We start from the raw sequence: 15044 nt of genomic DNA, 5'->3' as shown, positions 1-15044 counted from the left end.
GGCTCAATACTCTCAATCAGTCGTTGACACATGCGCGGCCAGATAGGCTCGCGGCGACGCGCCGTAACGCTGGGCAAAGGCCGTGCGAAACGCCCGTTCGGACTGGTAACCGGCAAGTTCGGCCAGTTGCGCGATCGGCATCCGGTCGCTCAACATACGATCGCGGGCAAGGCCGAGGCGAATGCCCAGCAGGTAATCCAAAGGCGATTGCGCCAGCAGCTTCGTAAAGTTGCGCGCAAAGGTGGAGCGCGCCATATTGGCTTCCTTTGCCATATCCGCGACGGTCCACTTGGCCAGCGGATCGGCGTGAAGGCGCGACATTACCCGTCCGATGCGACCGTCAGACAGGCCTCTGAGCCATCCGCTGGCGGTTGAGGCATGGCTTGTGATGCGCGCGCGCAGAAAGCTGGTGAACAAGAGGTCGGCCAGATGCGAGGCGGTTGCGACATAGCCGGGAAGCTGGGTGCATTCCGCCCCGGCCAGATAGGTTGAGATGCTTGTCAGCCAAGGGAAAATCGCATGGGTTTCTTTGTGCAGAACAAAGGATGACGGGAGTTCGGAGAGGACCGGATTCTGTTCCGGTTCGCGAAGGAAATAGGCGAGCGACAGCATCCTTGTATGCGTTTCGCCATCGCCGGATCGGATATGGATGGGCGCGTCGCGGCGCGTGGATGGACCAAACCGATCTGCCCCATGCGGCGCAAGCAGATCGAGCAGCGGCCCTATCGGTGCACGGGGTGAGGATGCCATGCTGTGAGGGGTGCCTCTGACGATAATGGCCGTATCTCCGGCCGACAGCCACACGCCTTCATGTCCTTCGGCCTTGAACCAGCAACGCCCTTCCAGAATGGTCAGGCTGCATGCGAAATCAGGGGCGGCCTCGTTCAGGCTAAAGCCCCATTCGCCGCCAAATTCGAAAATTCCGATCGAATTGGCCAAAACCTTTGTCGAGAGCAGCACATTACCCAGCAGATCCATGGCAATCCGATTCAATTAAAGCCTGTCGACATCCGTGAAAGAGATAGGTTTGGCAGGAGCGTTCAATGCCTCGCCCCGATACCCTATATCGGGGATCACATAGGTCAATAAGGTGCGATCTTGGGGCCGCCGGATTTGGCCCGAACTCCAGGGTTATGCTGTTTGCTCGGGCCTCTCCCCCGGTTCGAACATTACTCCGGCTGGCGCAGAATGCTGCCTGTTCTGATCATAGCTGTCAAAGCGCGAAAATGGGCTGGCCGCGCCGCGCCGCGTTATGCCATGGCCTTTATTCGAAGAAGGGGTATGGGGAGCCCAAACCCTGCCCTTGCAAAGGACGATGACATGATCCTGCGTAGTGATGAGAAACTGGATGTGCTGGTGCCCGGCGGCGGGGCGATGCGGATGCATCTGTTTCGCCCTGCGATCGAAGGCCGATTTCCGGGCGTGATGCTGTTCTCGGAGATCTATCAGGTTACCAATCCCATCCGCAGGCTGGCGGCCATTCTGGCTGGGCATGGCTATGTCGTCGCCGTGCCGGAAGTGTATCACGAGTTCGAGCCTGCCGGTACGGTACTCGAATATGATCCGGCGGGGACGGACCGCGGCAATGAGCTGAAATATCTCAAACCGCTGGCGGGTTATGATGCTGATGCAAAGGCAGGGCTGAGCGCTCTTATCGACCATCCCGCCTGCGACGGCAGAGTAGCGACTTTTGGCGTTTGCCTTGGGGGGCACCTTGCCTATCGCGCAGCGCTTGACCCGCGTGTGTCGGCAGCGGCCTGTTTTTATCCGACCGATATTCATTCCGGCTCTCTGGGCCTTGGCCGCTCGGATGACAGTCTTGCGCGCATGGCCGAACTGAAGGCCGAGACGATGTTCGTCTGGGGGCGACAGGACCCTCACGTCCCTTATGCCGGGCGCATGGCCATTCGCGACCGCCTTGAGGCGGTGGGTGCGACCTATGAATGGCATGAAGTCAACGCCCAGCACGCATTCCTGCGGGACGAGGGGCCGCGCTACGATCCTGCCCTGTTCTTTCAGGGAATCGCATGGACTTTGGCGCTCTACCATCGAGCATTTGCGCGAGGTTGATGGGGGCGCTCACTCCTGAGCGCCGCCCAGACGATGGCGGGATCATTGGCGTTGGAGGAGTGCCAATGTGCCCCGATTTGCGCCTGAGGCATGGGGCAGGGAGCCGGGCAGATGACGGGCAATGTCTTCTGCTAACCGGCTGATCTTGACCGGTTGCAAAAGATCATCGCAGAAAGCGGGGCCTTGCTGTTTCCGGCGAGCGATGAGGCCGGCTTTATCAATGGCGTTGATCTGGTTGTTGATGGCGGTATGTCGGAGGCGTTATGGTGTCGAATGCCTTCGAGGCATGATCAGGCTTTTGCGCGCAGGGTCACGCCGAACATGCGCGGATCGCTGGGCGTGCCGACGATAAGGCCGCTGTTGCCCGCCTGAACCGTGACATTTTGCAGGTAATTGGCCTTGGTCAGATTGCGGGCAAAGACTTCGATGCTGAGCCGGGGATTAATCCGCACCCCGGCCGAGGCATTGACCAGCGTATAGCCCGCGATGGTCGTATAGGCGCTGTCGGTCGCCTCGCCATAGACCATTGAGCGGAAGGTGGCGTCGGCGCGGGCGTAAAGCTGGCTGGCGCCCAGATCATGCGTCACCTCGCCGCCCAGCGATCCGGTCCATTTGGGCAATCCGGGCAGCGATTTTCCGGTGAGATCGCAGGATGCGGTGGCCGACCCGGTCAACTCGATCGGGCATGGCCCCGCCGGATAGGAGGCATAGCGCCCATCGGCATAGGCCAGAGAGCCGCGCAGGGTGAACCACGGCGCGACCTGAAGGTTCGCATCGGCCTCCACCCCGCGCACCGTCACGCGCGGAATATTGGCCAGATAGGAGCGCAGCGCGACAACGGCGGCATTATCGACCACATTGGCCTGAAAATCATGCACCACGGTGGAATAGGCCGCCAGATTGAGTGTGGCTCGCCCGCCCAGCCACTGGCTCTTGATGCCGGCCTCCCATGTGAAATTGCGTTCCGGGCGGATGACGGCGGTGGACAGGATCGGATCGCCGCTGCCATGGCCGCTCACGCCCGCCGGATAGACCGGCAGGCCCGACATGTTGATCCCGCCCGATTTCTGACCGCTGGCTCCGTTGATATAGATTTGCAGGTTGCGCGTGGCCTTCCATGCCAGATTGATGCGGCCCGACAGACCTTCTTCCGACACCGAGGCCGTGCAATATTGCGCGCGCAGAATCGAATTCTTGTCGGTAATCAGCGAAGCCGTGGTGGTGGCAAGGCCCCCGCTGACATTGGTGTTATAGGTGCCATGCTTGGTTTCCCACGTCTCGCGCAGGCCCCCGGTGAGGGCCAGACGGGGCGTGATATGCCACGTCGCCTCGCCAAACACCGCCAGCGAATCCGAATGGAAATCGGTGGTGCCATCCTGACCATAGCCTTCGAGCAGGTTGGACGGGCGCCCGGCTGGCAGCAGCCAATAAGCCGCCTGCGCGCCATAGATGCTGATCGGGTGGCCCACGATCTTCTGGTGGAAGTAATAGAGGCCGCCGACATAATCGATCTTGCCCGGATCGGCGTTGCTGAAGCGGATTTCCTGGCTGACCTGATCCTGACGGCTGGGGATATGCTGGGTTATTTGCACCGGAACGCCGGTATAGTCGCGGTCATTGGCCGCGTCCCAGTCCCAGAAACGCCAAGCTGTGACCGAGGTGATGGCGAAAGGTCCGCTTTTCAGCTCGGCAATCGCGCTGGCGCCGCCTTCCTGCGTGTTGACGCCCACGCCCGCGTCAATATCGGTCACGCGGGCGTAGGGATTGGTTGAGGGCACCGAATAGCCCAGCCCGGCGGCCAGCGCGGCATATTGCTGGGCGGCGGGTTTCAATGTGGGGGCCACGCGGACATAGACCTGCGTGCAGCACTCGCCCTTGAAACTGGCCCAGTCGCCGATCAGTCGGATCGACAGGTTGCTGGCCGGGGTCAGCAGGATTTGCCCGCGCAGCGCGGCATTGTCGATCGCGTTCTGCCATGTGCCATAGCGCTGGTTCCAGATTACCCCGTCGCGCTTGGTCAGCGAGCCCGACACGCGGAAGGCGGCCAGATCGGCCACCAGAGGGCCGGTGATCGCCCCCTTCAACTGGCGGAAGTTCTGCTGGCCATAGCTGGCCTCGGCCTCGGCGCCAAAGGTGAAGCTGGGCTTTTTGGTGATGATGGAGATCGCGCCCGCCGTGGTGTTCTTGCCGAAAACCGTGCCCTGCGGCCCGCGCAGCACTTCGATATGGTCAATGTCGGTGAAATCGAACGCCGCCGTGGCCGGGCGGGCGTGATAGACCTCGTCCACATAGAAGCCCACGCCCGGCTCCAGCCCGTCATTGGCCTGGCTGACCGACACCACGCTTGAGCCGAGGCCGCGAATGGTAAAGGCGGTGTTGCGCGGATTGGCGCTGGAATAATTGAGCGAGGGGACCAGCGTGGAGACCTGTTGCAGATTGACCGAGCGTGTGGCGTTCAGCAGGTCCGCGCTCACCACCGAAAGGGCCAGAGGCACATCCTGCGCCAGTTCGGCGCGACGGCGGGCGGTGACGGTGATGTCATCGGGGGAATTGGGCAGGGCATCATCGGCCATGGCAGGCATCGCCCACAGAGCAGCCGAGGCGCCGGCAAGCAGCGCAGGTTTGAACGTGCGAAACATCAATTGAATGCCCCCTGAGCCTTTAGGCAAGATTTCTATATCTCATAGGATATAGTAAGATCGCGCTTATCGATCGCGTAGGCAAAAATCAATGGCCCCCGTATTCAACGCAGGGGCGCCTACTGCATCGGAGCTTCGGGCTTGTTATTCGGCCGGAACGAGGCTTGCGCGGCCTATCACCCCGGTTGCAGGGAAGGGAAAGTCGGCGCTCAGCTTCTTGCAGGTTTTGACCCAAAGCCGCGTTCTGAGATTGTGCACCTCGTGATGGATAGTGTCGGCAACAGAGGCCTGATCAGGCCGTGCCGGAACCGATGGGGCTTAGATCAAGGCCAGCGCAAGCGTGGTCAATCCCAGCCCTCCGGCCATGACCACCCTCAGGCGCAGCCAGGCGAGGGGCAACTGCGCGCAAGCCTTGAGTTTGTAATCGACCAGCGGGCTAGCCGGCAGGCAGGCCGCCAGCACCAGCAACGAAGGCCCCGGCCAGCGCCAGCCAAAGCACCATGGCAGCATGGCGCCCCAACCGATCAGGCTGGGCATGACTGCGACAAGAAAGCTGACACTGTCGCGCCTGTTGCCGATCAGCGCGGCCATCCACCACATGCCGCCCAGAAAGGACAGGATCACCGCCGCGTAGCAGCAGCCCGCCGCAATTGCGAACCATCGCCAGTCGGGCACAAACAAGGCCGCCAACACACAGATCGCTTGAGGTGCGATACCGGCAAGACCCAGCATGGTGAGGGACGGAGGCAAAGAAGGGCGGCTCATGAACGGCTGATGCACGCATCGACCGCGCCGCTGCAAGATGGCCCTTGGGGTGTGTTTATGGTGCGACGTGCCCTACGAGCCATCTGGCCGTTTCACAGGTCCAGCCCCATATAACCGTCATGGAAATCATTTCTTTGGTTAAACGGCCGCCCCGGCGCGGGGTTGATGCATGAGCCGGTCGCGCACGGTGCCCAGCGGCAGGCTGGCTCGTCTGGCCGGTCTGGGGCAACTGGCCGGCGGCGTGGTGGGCGGCGCTTTGGCCGAGGGCGTGCGCCGACTGGCGCAGGGAGAGCGTCCGTCCCTGAGTGACATGCTCTTGACCCCGGCCAATGCCTTGCGCACCGCCGATCAGCTTTCGCGGCTGCGCGGCGCGGCGATGAAGCTGGGGCAAATGCTTTCTCTTGATGCTGGAGATCTGCTGCCGCCCGAACTGGCCACCATCCTTGCCCGCTTGCGCGAGGCCGGAGACACTATGCCGCCGGGCCAGCTAAACCGGGTGCTTGTCGCCCAATGGGGTCGCGATTGGCGTGGGCAGTTTGCCCGCTTTGATCCGCGACCTCTGGCAGCGGCGTCAATCGGTCAGGTGCATCGCGCGACTTTGCATGATGGGCGCGAGGTGGCGGTAAAGGTGCAATATCCCGGTGTTGCGGCCAGCATAGATGCCGATATCGATAATGTCGCAACCTTGTTGCGTCTTTCGGGATTGCTGCCTGATGGGCTGGATGTCGCACCATTGCTGGCCGAGGCCAAATTGCAATTGCATGAGGAAGCCGACTATCGGCGCGAGGCCGAGCAAATGGGCCGGTATGGTGAGCAGTTGGCCGGGGACGCGCGTTTCATTGTCCCCGCCCCGGTTGCAGAGCTTTCGGGCCAGCATGTACTGGTCATGGACTATATTGCCGGAACGCCAATCGAAACATTGACGCAGGCTTCCGGCGCGCAGCGCAACGCCGCCATGGCAGCGCTGTTCGATCTGGTGTTGAACGAACTGTTTGCCTTTGATGCGATGCAGACGGACCCCAATTTCGCCAACTATCGCTGGCAGGCGCAGACCGGACGTATCGTCCTGCTCGATTTCGGGGCGGCGCGCGCTGTTCTGCCGGAAACCCGGACTGCCTATCGGCGGCTGTTTGGGGCGGGGCTGGCCGGTGATCGCGATGCATTGATCGCCGCGCTGATTGAGGGGGGCTTTGTTGGCCGGGCCATGAGCGAAAAGCATCGTCTGGTGCTGGACCAGATGGTTGACTTCATGATCGCGCATCTCAACCGTCCCGGCTTGTTCGATTTTGCCGATCGCAGCTTTGTGGGCCATATGCGCCATCTGGGCCAAGGGATATTGCGCGACCGCGCCACATGGCATGTGCCGCCTGCCTCCACGCTGTTCGTTCAGCGCAAGGTGAGCGGAACCGCGCTGCTGGCTGTGAAGCTGCAAGCACAATTGCCGCTGCGCCAGATGGTCGAAGCGGCAATGGGATCCTAGGCCGAATACCCATGGCCTTGAACCTTGAAGGCGTGGTTTATGGGTATTCTGCCTGATCCGGGCAAAGCGTGACGACGCCTTCGACGGGCACGACCGCTTCGAATTTGGCGCCCGGCTCGGCAAGCAAATAGGAGGAGCTGCCCCCCAGAGAGCCGGACAACATTCGTTGCAGGGCTCGGGCACCGAACCCTTGCCGCTGCGGCGTGTGCACGGGCGGTCCGCCCGATTCATGCCAGTCAAAATGCAGCGTTTGCGCGCTCGGATCTATCCGCCATGAAATCAGCACATTGCCGGTTTCATTGGACAGCGCCCCATATTTGCAGGCGTTTGTCGACAGTTCATGCAGGACCATGCCAAAGGCATGGATGGCAGCAGGGGTAAGCTGGATGTCCGGCCCCTCGATTTTTATCCGCGCGACGGCAAGATCGGTGAAAATCTCAAGCTGTCGGCGAACCAGTTGGGTAAGCTGGCCGCCGTTTTCCGATTTGCCCGTCAGCAAATCATGCGAGGCGGCCATCGCTCTGATCCGACCACTGATCGCTGCTTCGAGTTCTTGGGCGGAGTCCGCGCCGCGTGCGCTGCTTGTGACAATCGCGCTGACCACCGAGAGCAGGTTTTTTACGCGGTGATTGGCCTCGGATAGAACCAGTTGCACCAGTTCCTGTGCCTGTTTGCGAGCATGAATATCATTGACGACGGAAATGAAATTGACGGGATGGCCTTGGGCATTCCGCAACAGGGACACGCTCAGATCGGCCCAGATAATCGTTCCATCGGGCCGGATGTAGCGTTTTTCCATCGTGTAGGTTTCGCGTATCCCCGCCAACACCTCGCGCAGCAGGTGCATATCAGTGTCAAGGTCGTCGGGATGGGTGATGTCCTGAAACCTGATGCAGGCCAGCTCGGCCTGATCGCGCCCAAGCAAGCGGCATAAAGATCGATTGGCGCGAAGGAAGCTGCCGTCGAGCGAGACGTGAGCCATACCGATATTGGCGCGCTCAAACGTCTCACGAAACAGCTCCGCGCTGTCGGCAAGTGCATCACTATGGCCGAGAGGGGGCATCGGCTCTGCCTCAGCGAAAGTGCGCACCGGTTTATCCTTCACTTTAACCCTGAGAATTCCATCCAATTCTCCTGAGCAATTCTAATCAGCGGCCCGAACCAATGAAATAGCTGTTTATAAACAAAAAGCGCTTCATTCGGGACGAAAGGAGGCCGGTGGATCGACTCATGGCCCCGGTCGAGAAATTTATCCTTTGCTGAGGATAGCAGAATGGCCGAAAGTCTTCATACCACAATCGACCAACATAAGTCATACAATATTGAAGCCGCAGAATTTATAGGGCTTGGGCGAGGCGTGGCGAAGTCGCGACAAAAATTACATCTCCATCGGCACCTTGTCTGCATTGGAATCTTTCATCGTCTATCCCCGCGCTCTTGCGGGCAAGGTAATGGAGAGACTGATGACCACGACCCAAGCTAGCACCTCCGCCCGTTCAAGCAAGACCAAGGCGGGTTCGAAAGCCGGGCGCAGAAACGCCCGCGCGGCGGCAAAACCGGCTGATGCGATCAAGCTGCTCAAGGATGACCACAGGCAGGTCAAGGCCTGGTTCAAGGAGTACGAGTCGCTGGAGGAGGATGCGAAAAAGCAGGCGATGGCTGAACAGATCTGCCTTGCTCTGACCGTGCATACGCAGATTGAGGAAGAGGTATTCTATCCTGCCATTCGCAAGGCCATCGATGACGATGACATGCTCGACGAAGCCGAGGTGGAACATGCCAGCGCCAAGCAACTGATTGCGGAAATCCGGGCGATGAAGGCGGGAGAGCGGCTGTTTGACGCAAAGGTGACGGTGCTGGGCGAATATATTGCGCATCATGTCGAGGAAGAGGAAACCGAGATGTTTCCCGAAGCACGCGAGGCCAAGGTCGATCTCAAGGCGTTGGGCGCGCAAATGGCCGAGCGCAAGGCAGAGCTGATGGCTCGGGCGCGGCCCAACTGAAGGTCGCGCGTTCCTATGACGGAAGGCTTTGGCCTTCGGCGCTTTCTGGCCGCTCAAGCGGGTACTTTCGAGGACGCGCTTGCGGAAATCAGCGCGGTGGCCAAATCTCGCCGCTTCCGATTTCGATATCTGGCCGCCGTTTTATGCCTGCTCGTTTTGGCCGCTCTTGTCGGACTGGCTGCTTTCCCTTGGGCCATGCTGAAAGGGACCGTAGAGCATCGATTGAGCCAAAGCATCGGTCGCGCGGTCAGTATCGGGTCGATGGAGCGGCTCGACACTATGTCATTCCATCCGCGCATCCGCCTGCGCGTGGTGCGCATGCCTCAACCGGCATGGGTTGAACCCTCTTTGGCCGATCTGGCGCGCATTGCTCAGATTGACCTGTCCTTTTCGGTATGGGGGCTGTTGACCGGGCGTGACGCGGTCGAGCGGGTCGAAGTGCGGGGCGCGAACCTGCAATTCTACCGCACGGCGCAGGGGCGCAAGAACTGGAGCGACGACGGTAGCGCGGAAAGGAGCGGCTTCGGCTCCGGCGGACGTCTGCTGATGCTTCGTGTTGCTGAAAGCCGCCTGCGCTATCTCGACAGAAAGCGGGATCGCTCGCTGGACGTGGCGGTGGCCTCCGATGCCAGCGGCCTGAGGATCGATGGGGGCGGGCTGATCCTTGGCAGCAGCGTGCGCATCACTGGCCGCGGGGCCGCCATTGTCGACGGGCGGGCAAACGCTCCATGGCCTTTCCGCGTCGCCATCGAAGGGCGCGCGGTCGGCTTTGCGCTCGATGGCTCCATGCCATCGCCGCTGGATCTGGGGCACCTGCAAGGTCAGGCGCGCGCGCATGCCGATGATCTTAGATTGCTCGATGCCATCATTGAGGCCGGTTTGCCCGGCACCCAACCCGTCAGGCTGGCCGCCCGCATCCGGCGCAGCATTCCCGACTGGACGATAGATGACCTGCGCGGCACGATCGGCCGATCGGACATTGCGGGCCATGCAACGATCGTGAAGCGCGAGGGCCGAAGCCGGATCACGGGCGCGCTGTGGGCCAATCATTTCGACTTTGACGATCTCTCCTCAAACGAAGGCAAAAGGCGCGCGGCTGCGATCAAGGCCCGTCTCGGCCCGCGCATCCTGCCCGGCTCGGCCATTGATCTGACCCATGTGCGCCGCACCGATGGGGCGCTCGATCTGCGGGTGGATCATCTGCTCTGGTCCGGCCAGAGTCCGTTTCGCAGCATGACAGCCCATGTGTCGCTGGAGCGCAGCCGACTGGAGATCAGCGCCCTGCGCGTGGGCATGACGCGGGGCAGTATGGAGGGCACCATGCGGATTGACCAGACCGACACCAGCAGGCCCGATCCCAGGCTCGACCTGAGCCTGACCTTGCGCGGGGCGCGCCTGCTCGACTTTTTCCCCCGCGCGCAGATCGACGGCAGCCTGATCGGGCGTCTGGCGATCACCGGTTATGGCCATACGCTGGCCGATGCCTTTGGCGCGGGCCATGGCGTGCTCGCCCTTGTCGGCCGCGATGGGCAGATTCCGGCGCGCACCGCCGCCTTGCTGGGGCAGGATGTCGGGCGAGGCCTGACCATGGGCAGGGATGAGACGGACAATCTGCGCTGTGTGGTGGCGCGGCTCGACATCAAAGGCGGCATGGCCCGCCCCGCGCCGGTCCTCATCGATTCCTCGCGCGCGCTGACGCAGGCCTGGGGCAGCATCGATCTGCGCAATGAAAGGCTGATGCTGTCGCTCAAGGGGGCGCCGAAAAAGCCCTCGCTGCTGCGCCTGCCCGGACAGGTGGGTCTGGGCGGCACGATCAAGGCGCCTGACATCGATGTTCCCCCAAGGACTAAGACGGTGGGCGGGGTGATCAATATGCTGGCCTCCGCCATTGCCGGGCGTCAGGAACCTCTGGCGCAGGATGCCGATTGCAACGCGTTGGAACGTCAGGCCATGCGTTAGCCGTATCGGGCCAATGCCTGTCGCGCGACTTGCATGATTACAGCCTAATGGCGCACAGTCGCGGTCTGTGGGATTCTTTGAAAGGCCCGGTCGATGCCTCAAAGCGCCATTGCCACCCCGCCCGCCAAGGCGACGGCTTCCTCCGCCACCGGCCTGACGCAGGCACAGGCGGATGCCTTGCTCGAACGCGACGGGCCCAACGAATTGCCGCGCGCAGGGCGCCGGACGCCGTGGCGGATTGCATTGGAAGTGCTGCGTGAACCCATGCTGGCGATGCTGCTGGCGGCGGGCCTCATCTATCTTGCTCTGGGCGACAAGACAGAGGCGGTTATTCTGCTGTTGTTCGCGCTGCTTTCCATCGCCATCACCATTATTCAGGAATCCCGCACGGAAAATGTGCTGGAGGCCCTGCGCGACCTTTCCGCGCCGCGCGCGCTGGTGATCCGCGACGGGCGGACGACCCGGATTGCCGGGCGCGATGTTGTTGCAGGTGACATACTCGTCCTTGAACAGGGGGACAGGGTGGCAGCAGACGCCAGCCTGCTGGAAACCAGCGAGCTGGAGGCCGACGAAGCGCTGCTTACCGGCGAATCCGTGGCCGTGCGCAAGCGGGCGATCAGGCCCGATGACCGCGATGATGCGGTGCCGGGCGGGGATGATCTGCCGCTGGTCTTCTCCGGCTCGATCATCACGCGGGGGCGGGGGCTGGCCCTCGCAACGGCAACCGGCGCGCGCAGCCGGATCGGCCAGATCGGCCAATCGCTGGCCACGCTGGAAACCGAAGCGCCTCGGCTGCAGCAGGAAACCTCACGGGTCGTCACGCTATGCGCCATCGGCGGGCTGGGCATCGCGGCGCTGGTCGTGCTGCTCTATGGCCTGTTTCGTGGGTCTTGGCTCGATGCGCTGCTGGCGGGGATTGCCACGGCCATGTCGCTGTTGCCTGAAGAATTCCCGGTGGTACTGACGATCTTTCTGGCCATGGGGGCCTGGCGGATCGCGCAGGTGGGCGTGTTGACTCGGCGCACATCAGCCATTGAAACGATGGGCGCGGCCACCGTCCTGTGTACCGACAAGACGGGCACTTTGACACAGAACCGGATGAGCGTGGCCGAACTATGGTTTCCGGGCGGCGCGCCATCTCCCCTTGCCGACCATGGCGATGATCCCCGCGCGTCGGCCCTCTTGAATATCGCTGCTCTGGCCAGCGCGCCGGTGCCGGTCGATCCGATGGAGGTGGCCTTTCACGCGGCGGCGGGCGAGGCGGGATGCCGCATCAGCGAGGGCATGGCGCTGGTTCGTGCCCATGGACTGACGCCGGAACTGCTGGCCATGGCGCATGTCTGGCGCGATGGTGGCGATCCGTCGCGCATCGTTGCGGCAAAGGGCGCCCCGGAGGCTGTCGGCCGCCTTTGCGGACTTGGGACGCAGGATCTGGCGGAATTGGAAGCGGCGGCGCAGGCGATGGCCGGGCGGGGAATGCGCGTGCTGGCCGTGGCCATGGCAAAGATCGGGGGCGATGATCCCGCTATGGCTCTTGCCGATTACCGTCTCACGCTGCTTGGTCTGGCCGGATTGGCCGACCCGCTGCGCGAGAGCGTTCCGGCGGCGGTGGCGCAATGCCGCAAGGCCGGTATCCGCGTGGTGATGATCACGGGCGATCATGCCGCAACCGCAAGGTCCATTGCCATGCAGGCCGGGATTGGCGATGGACAGATCATGCTGGGCGCCGACGTCGCCGGGCTGAGCGATGCCGAATTGATCGCGCGCGTGCCCGATGTTCTGGTGTTTGCCCGCACCATGCCGGATCAGAAGCTGCGCATCGTCAACGCGCTCAAATCTGCGGGCGAAGTTGTGGCCATGACCGGCGATGGGGTCAACGATGCCCCCGCCCTCAAGGCCGCCCATATCGGCATCGCCATGGGCAAGAGAGGAACTGATGTCGCCCGCGAGGCCGCCTCCATCGTGCTGGTGGAGGATGATTTCGGTGCGATTGTCGAGGCGATCCGCGTCGGGCGGCGGATCTATGACAATATCCGCAAGGCGCTGGCCTTCATCTTCGGTGTCCATGTGCCCATTGCGGGGCTTGCCATCTTGCCGCTGATGTTCGGTTTGCCGATCATTCTGGCGCCGCTTCAGATCGCTCTACTCGAAATGGTGATCGATCCGGTCTGTGCGCTGGTGTTCGAGGCGGAGCGCGAAGAGAGCAGGGCCATGGAGCGACCGCCGCGCCCGACCGACGAGCGCCTGTTTTCCCTGCCGCTGGTGCGCAGGGCCGTCTTGCAGGGCGTGCTGGCGCTGGGTGTTGTGGGCGGCATTGCGCTGGGCGCGGACCATTATGGATTGGCGCCGGATCGAGCGCGCACCTTATCTTTCTTTGCGTTGCTGTCGGCCATTCTGGCGCTGATCTTTGCCAATCGGTCGTTCAGCGCGCAGCTCAGCCATGCGTTTTTGCGGAATAATGTCACATTCCGTTTTGTTTTGATCTTTATTGCCATCGGGGGCGCGCTGATCCTCACCCTCGCGCCTATTCAGCGCATTCTCAGGTTTGCGCCATTGCATGCGCTCGATTTCGCCCTTGTGCTGGCTTGCGGCCTTGGCCTGTTGATCGCCTATGAGTTTGAGAAGCGCCTTGGGCGATCGTGATGCGGTTCTTTGCAAAGCAGCCTGCCCGGAGGGTTTACGAACAATTACCTAGCTTGGCGCTCGCCCGCATCTGGCATCATCCCCGGCAACAGCCTTGGGGGGCTAAGAGTCGGGAGCGATGCGCCATTTCAACCATTCGATGCAAAGCGCGGCGCACAGGGATGGCCGCCTCCTGATCGTTGAGGCCTTGGGCAAATTCTGCGACGGGCGGGCCGTGTTGCGAAACCTGACGCTGAGCGTTGACACCGGTGAGATCGTCGGCCTGCTCGGGCGCGATGGTGCCGGCAAGACGGTTTGCTTCAACCTGATTATGGGGCTGATGAAGGCCGATTCCGGGCGGATATGGCTTGGCGATGCCGATGTCACGGGCTGGACGGCGGATCGACGCGGGCGGCACGGCCTCAATTGCCTGCCGCAGGAGCCTTCGATCTTCTCAGGGATGACGGTTGAGCAGAATATCGGAACGGTGCTTGAATTTCGCGAACCGGACCCGGCCGTTCAGGCCGCGCGGCTCGAACTGATCTTGCGCGAATTTCAACTGGAGCATTTGCGCAAGATGGCCGCCATGCAACTTTCGGGCGGAGAGCGGCGTCGATGCGAGATTGCCCGCGCGATGGCCTGCGACCCTGCGATCATGCTGCTTGATGAACCCTTTGCCGGGATTGATCCGCTGGCGATCATCGAGATCAAACATGCGATACAATTGCTCAAAGTGCAGGGGGTGGGGATACTTATCAGCGATCACAATCTCAAGGATATGCTCGAACTGGTCGAACGCGCCTATGTCATTCACGAAGGGCGGCTTATCTTCTCCGGCTCCCCGGTGCAGATGCTGGCCGACGCAGAGGTATGTCGGCTTTATCTGGGGCCCGAGGCCGAGCAATTGCGCCGCCTCCTCTCTCAGCGGCCCGACTGAATGATGCGTGGGACGGCCTGCATCAGCTTGTCGACCGGCACGGCAAAGCCGTTTCCCGCCTAAGCATCCGACGCGCCGTAGGGCGTGAAATCAGCTATGGCCGCCAACAGGGCATGATCATGCGGGTTTGCCAAGCGCCCCTTGGGCTCAGCCTATTGTATGGTGATGATTCCAGCCTTGGGATGCCACACGCGCGGCCCCAGCAACCGGTCATGCACCAGCCGGACCGAATGCAGCACGGCCTCGATGTCGCGCCGCCATGCGTCGAGAAATCGGCGCAATTCCGGGAAATGGGGCGCCTCATCGTAAAACTGCCACACAAAAATCTGCAACAACGAAGGATAGTCGGGCATGAAATAGCTGATTTCTGCGGTGGAGAGGCCATAGCCTTGCAGTTGCAGTGCAAACTCGTCATGTCCGCTCATATCCCGTTCTCCTGTGCCGTTTTGATCATCCCTGTTGGTTCGTCTGTGTGGCATCAGGATTTGTAATTCCGGCCTTTGTGTCAAGTCGGAAATGGTGCAGAATCTGAGTTAAGCTCATCGTTTATATGGAAATTCTGGCACTCT

General features: G+C 61.8%; 11 protein-coding genes. 6 read left to right on the top strand and 5 right to left on the bottom strand.

Features of this window, described 5'->3' with window-relative positions; genetic code table 11:
* Positions 1-12: 12 nt before the first annotated feature.
* Complete coding sequence (locus tag GGR38_RS13240; protein WP_183626254.1) at positions 13-978, bottom strand: AraC family transcriptional regulator; 966 nt, start codon at positions 976-978, stop codon at positions 13-15.
* 342 nt (positions 979-1320) lie between these two features.
* Here GGR38_RS13240 and GGR38_RS13235 point away from each other — a divergent pair, with 342 nt between their 5' ends.
* Positions 1321-2070 (top strand): dienelactone hydrolase family protein, encoded by a 750-nt coding sequence (locus GGR38_RS13235; protein WP_183626252.1) that lies wholly within the window; start codon positions 1321-1323, stop codon positions 2068-2070.
* 290 nt (positions 2071-2360) lie between these two features.
* Here GGR38_RS13235 and GGR38_RS13230 read toward each other — a convergent pair whose 3' ends face one another.
* Together GGR38_RS13230 and GGR38_RS13225 are read right to left on the bottom strand one after the other, a co-directional pair.
* Complete coding sequence (locus GGR38_RS13230; protein ID WP_183626250.1) at positions 2361-4709, bottom strand: TonB-dependent receptor; 2349 nt, start codon at positions 4707-4709, stop codon at positions 2361-2363.
* A gap of 318 nt (positions 4710-5027) precedes the next feature.
* Entirely contained in the window at positions 5028-5474 is a 447-nt protein-coding gene (locus tag GGR38_RS13225) for a DUF3429 domain-containing protein (protein WP_246404622.1), read from the bottom strand.
* Between the two features lie 169 nt (positions 5475-5643).
* On the opposite strand from GGR38_RS13225, the gene GGR38_RS13220 reads away from it, so the two are divergent.
* On the top strand, positions 5644-6954 hold the full coding sequence (locus GGR38_RS13220) for an ABC1 kinase family protein (RefSeq protein WP_183626247.1): 1311 nt from the start codon (positions 5644-5646) through the stop codon (positions 6952-6954).
* A gap of 37 nt (positions 6955-6991) precedes the next feature.
* On the opposite strand, the gene GGR38_RS13215 is transcribed toward GGR38_RS13220, so the two are convergent.
* Entirely contained in the window at positions 6992-8083 is a 1092-nt protein-coding gene (locus tag GGR38_RS13215; RefSeq protein ID WP_183626245.1) for a PAS domain S-box protein, read from the bottom strand.
* A gap of 334 nt (positions 8084-8417) precedes the next feature.
* On the opposite strand from GGR38_RS13215, the gene GGR38_RS13210 reads away from it, so the two are divergent.
* The 4 genes from GGR38_RS13210 to lptB all read left to right on the top strand — a co-directional run bounded on the left by GGR38_RS13210 (position 8418) and on the right by lptB (position 14475).
* Positions 8418-8957: a hemerythrin domain-containing protein gene (locus tag GGR38_RS13210; RefSeq protein WP_183626243.1), complete on the top strand. Its 540-nt coding sequence runs from the start codon at positions 8418-8420 to the stop codon at positions 8955-8957.
* Between the two features lie 96 nt (positions 8958-9053).
* Positions 9054-10916: an AsmA family protein gene (locus GGR38_RS13205; RefSeq protein ID WP_425497058.1), complete on the top strand. Its 1863-nt coding sequence runs from the start codon at positions 9054-9056 to the stop codon at positions 10914-10916.
* A gap of 93 nt (positions 10917-11009) precedes the next feature.
* Entirely contained in the window at positions 11010-13559 is a 2550-nt protein-coding gene (locus tag GGR38_RS13200) for a cation-translocating P-type ATPase (protein ID WP_183626239.1), read from the top strand.
* Positions 13560-13677: 118 nt separating this feature from the next.
* Entirely contained in the window at positions 13678-14475 is a 798-nt protein-coding gene (gene lptB / locus GGR38_RS13195) for an LPS export ABC transporter ATP-binding protein (RefSeq protein WP_183626237.1), read from the top strand.
* A gap of 152 nt (positions 14476-14627) precedes the next feature.
* On the opposite strand, the gene GGR38_RS13190 is transcribed toward lptB, so the two are convergent.
* Positions 14628-14900, bottom strand: coding sequence for a protein usg (locus tag GGR38_RS13190; protein WP_183626234.1), 273 nt, complete (start codon positions 14898-14900; stop codon positions 14628-14630).
* Positions 14901-15044 lie beyond the last annotated feature (144 nt).

It is taken from the genome of Novosphingobium sediminicola (genome assembly GCF_014196525.1).
Taxonomy (GTDB): domain Bacteria; phylum Pseudomonadota; class Alphaproteobacteria; order Sphingomonadales; family Sphingomonadaceae; genus Novosphingobium; species Novosphingobium sediminicola.
This window is presented reverse-complemented; position numbering and strand designations above follow the sequence as displayed.

Coding starts and splice junctions, on each gene's coding strand:
- GGR38_RS13190 (WP_183626234.1), bottom strand. CDS start 14,900: ATGAGCGGACATGACGAGTTTGCACTGCAACTGCAAGGCTATGGCCTC.
- GGR38_RS13235 (WP_183626252.1), top strand. CDS start 1,321: ATGATCCTGCGTAGTGATGAGAAACTGGATGTGCTGGTGCCCGGCGGC.
- GGR38_RS13230 (WP_183626250.1), bottom strand. CDS start 4,709: ATGTTTCGCACGTTCAAACCTGCGCTGCTTGCCGGCGCCTCGGCTGCT.
- GGR38_RS13240 (WP_183626254.1), bottom strand. CDS start 978: ATGGATCTGCTGGGTAATGTGCTGCTCTCGACAAAGGTTTTGGCCAAT.
- lptB (WP_183626237.1), top strand. CDS start 13,678: ATGCGCCATTTCAACCATTCGATGCAAAGCGCGGCGCACAGGGATGGC.
- GGR38_RS13225 (WP_246404622.1), bottom strand. CDS start 5,474: ATGAGCCGCCCTTCTTTGCCTCCGTCCCTCACCATGCTGGGTCTTGCC.
- GGR38_RS13210 (WP_183626243.1), top strand. CDS start 8,418: ATGACCACGACCCAAGCTAGCACCTCCGCCCGTTCAAGCAAGACCAAG.
- GGR38_RS13200 (WP_183626239.1), top strand. CDS start 11,010: ATGCCTCAAAGCGCCATTGCCACCCCGCCCGCCAAGGCGACGGCTTCC.
- GGR38_RS13220 (WP_183626247.1), top strand. CDS start 5,644: ATGAGCCGGTCGCGCACGGTGCCCAGCGGCAGGCTGGCTCGTCTGGCC.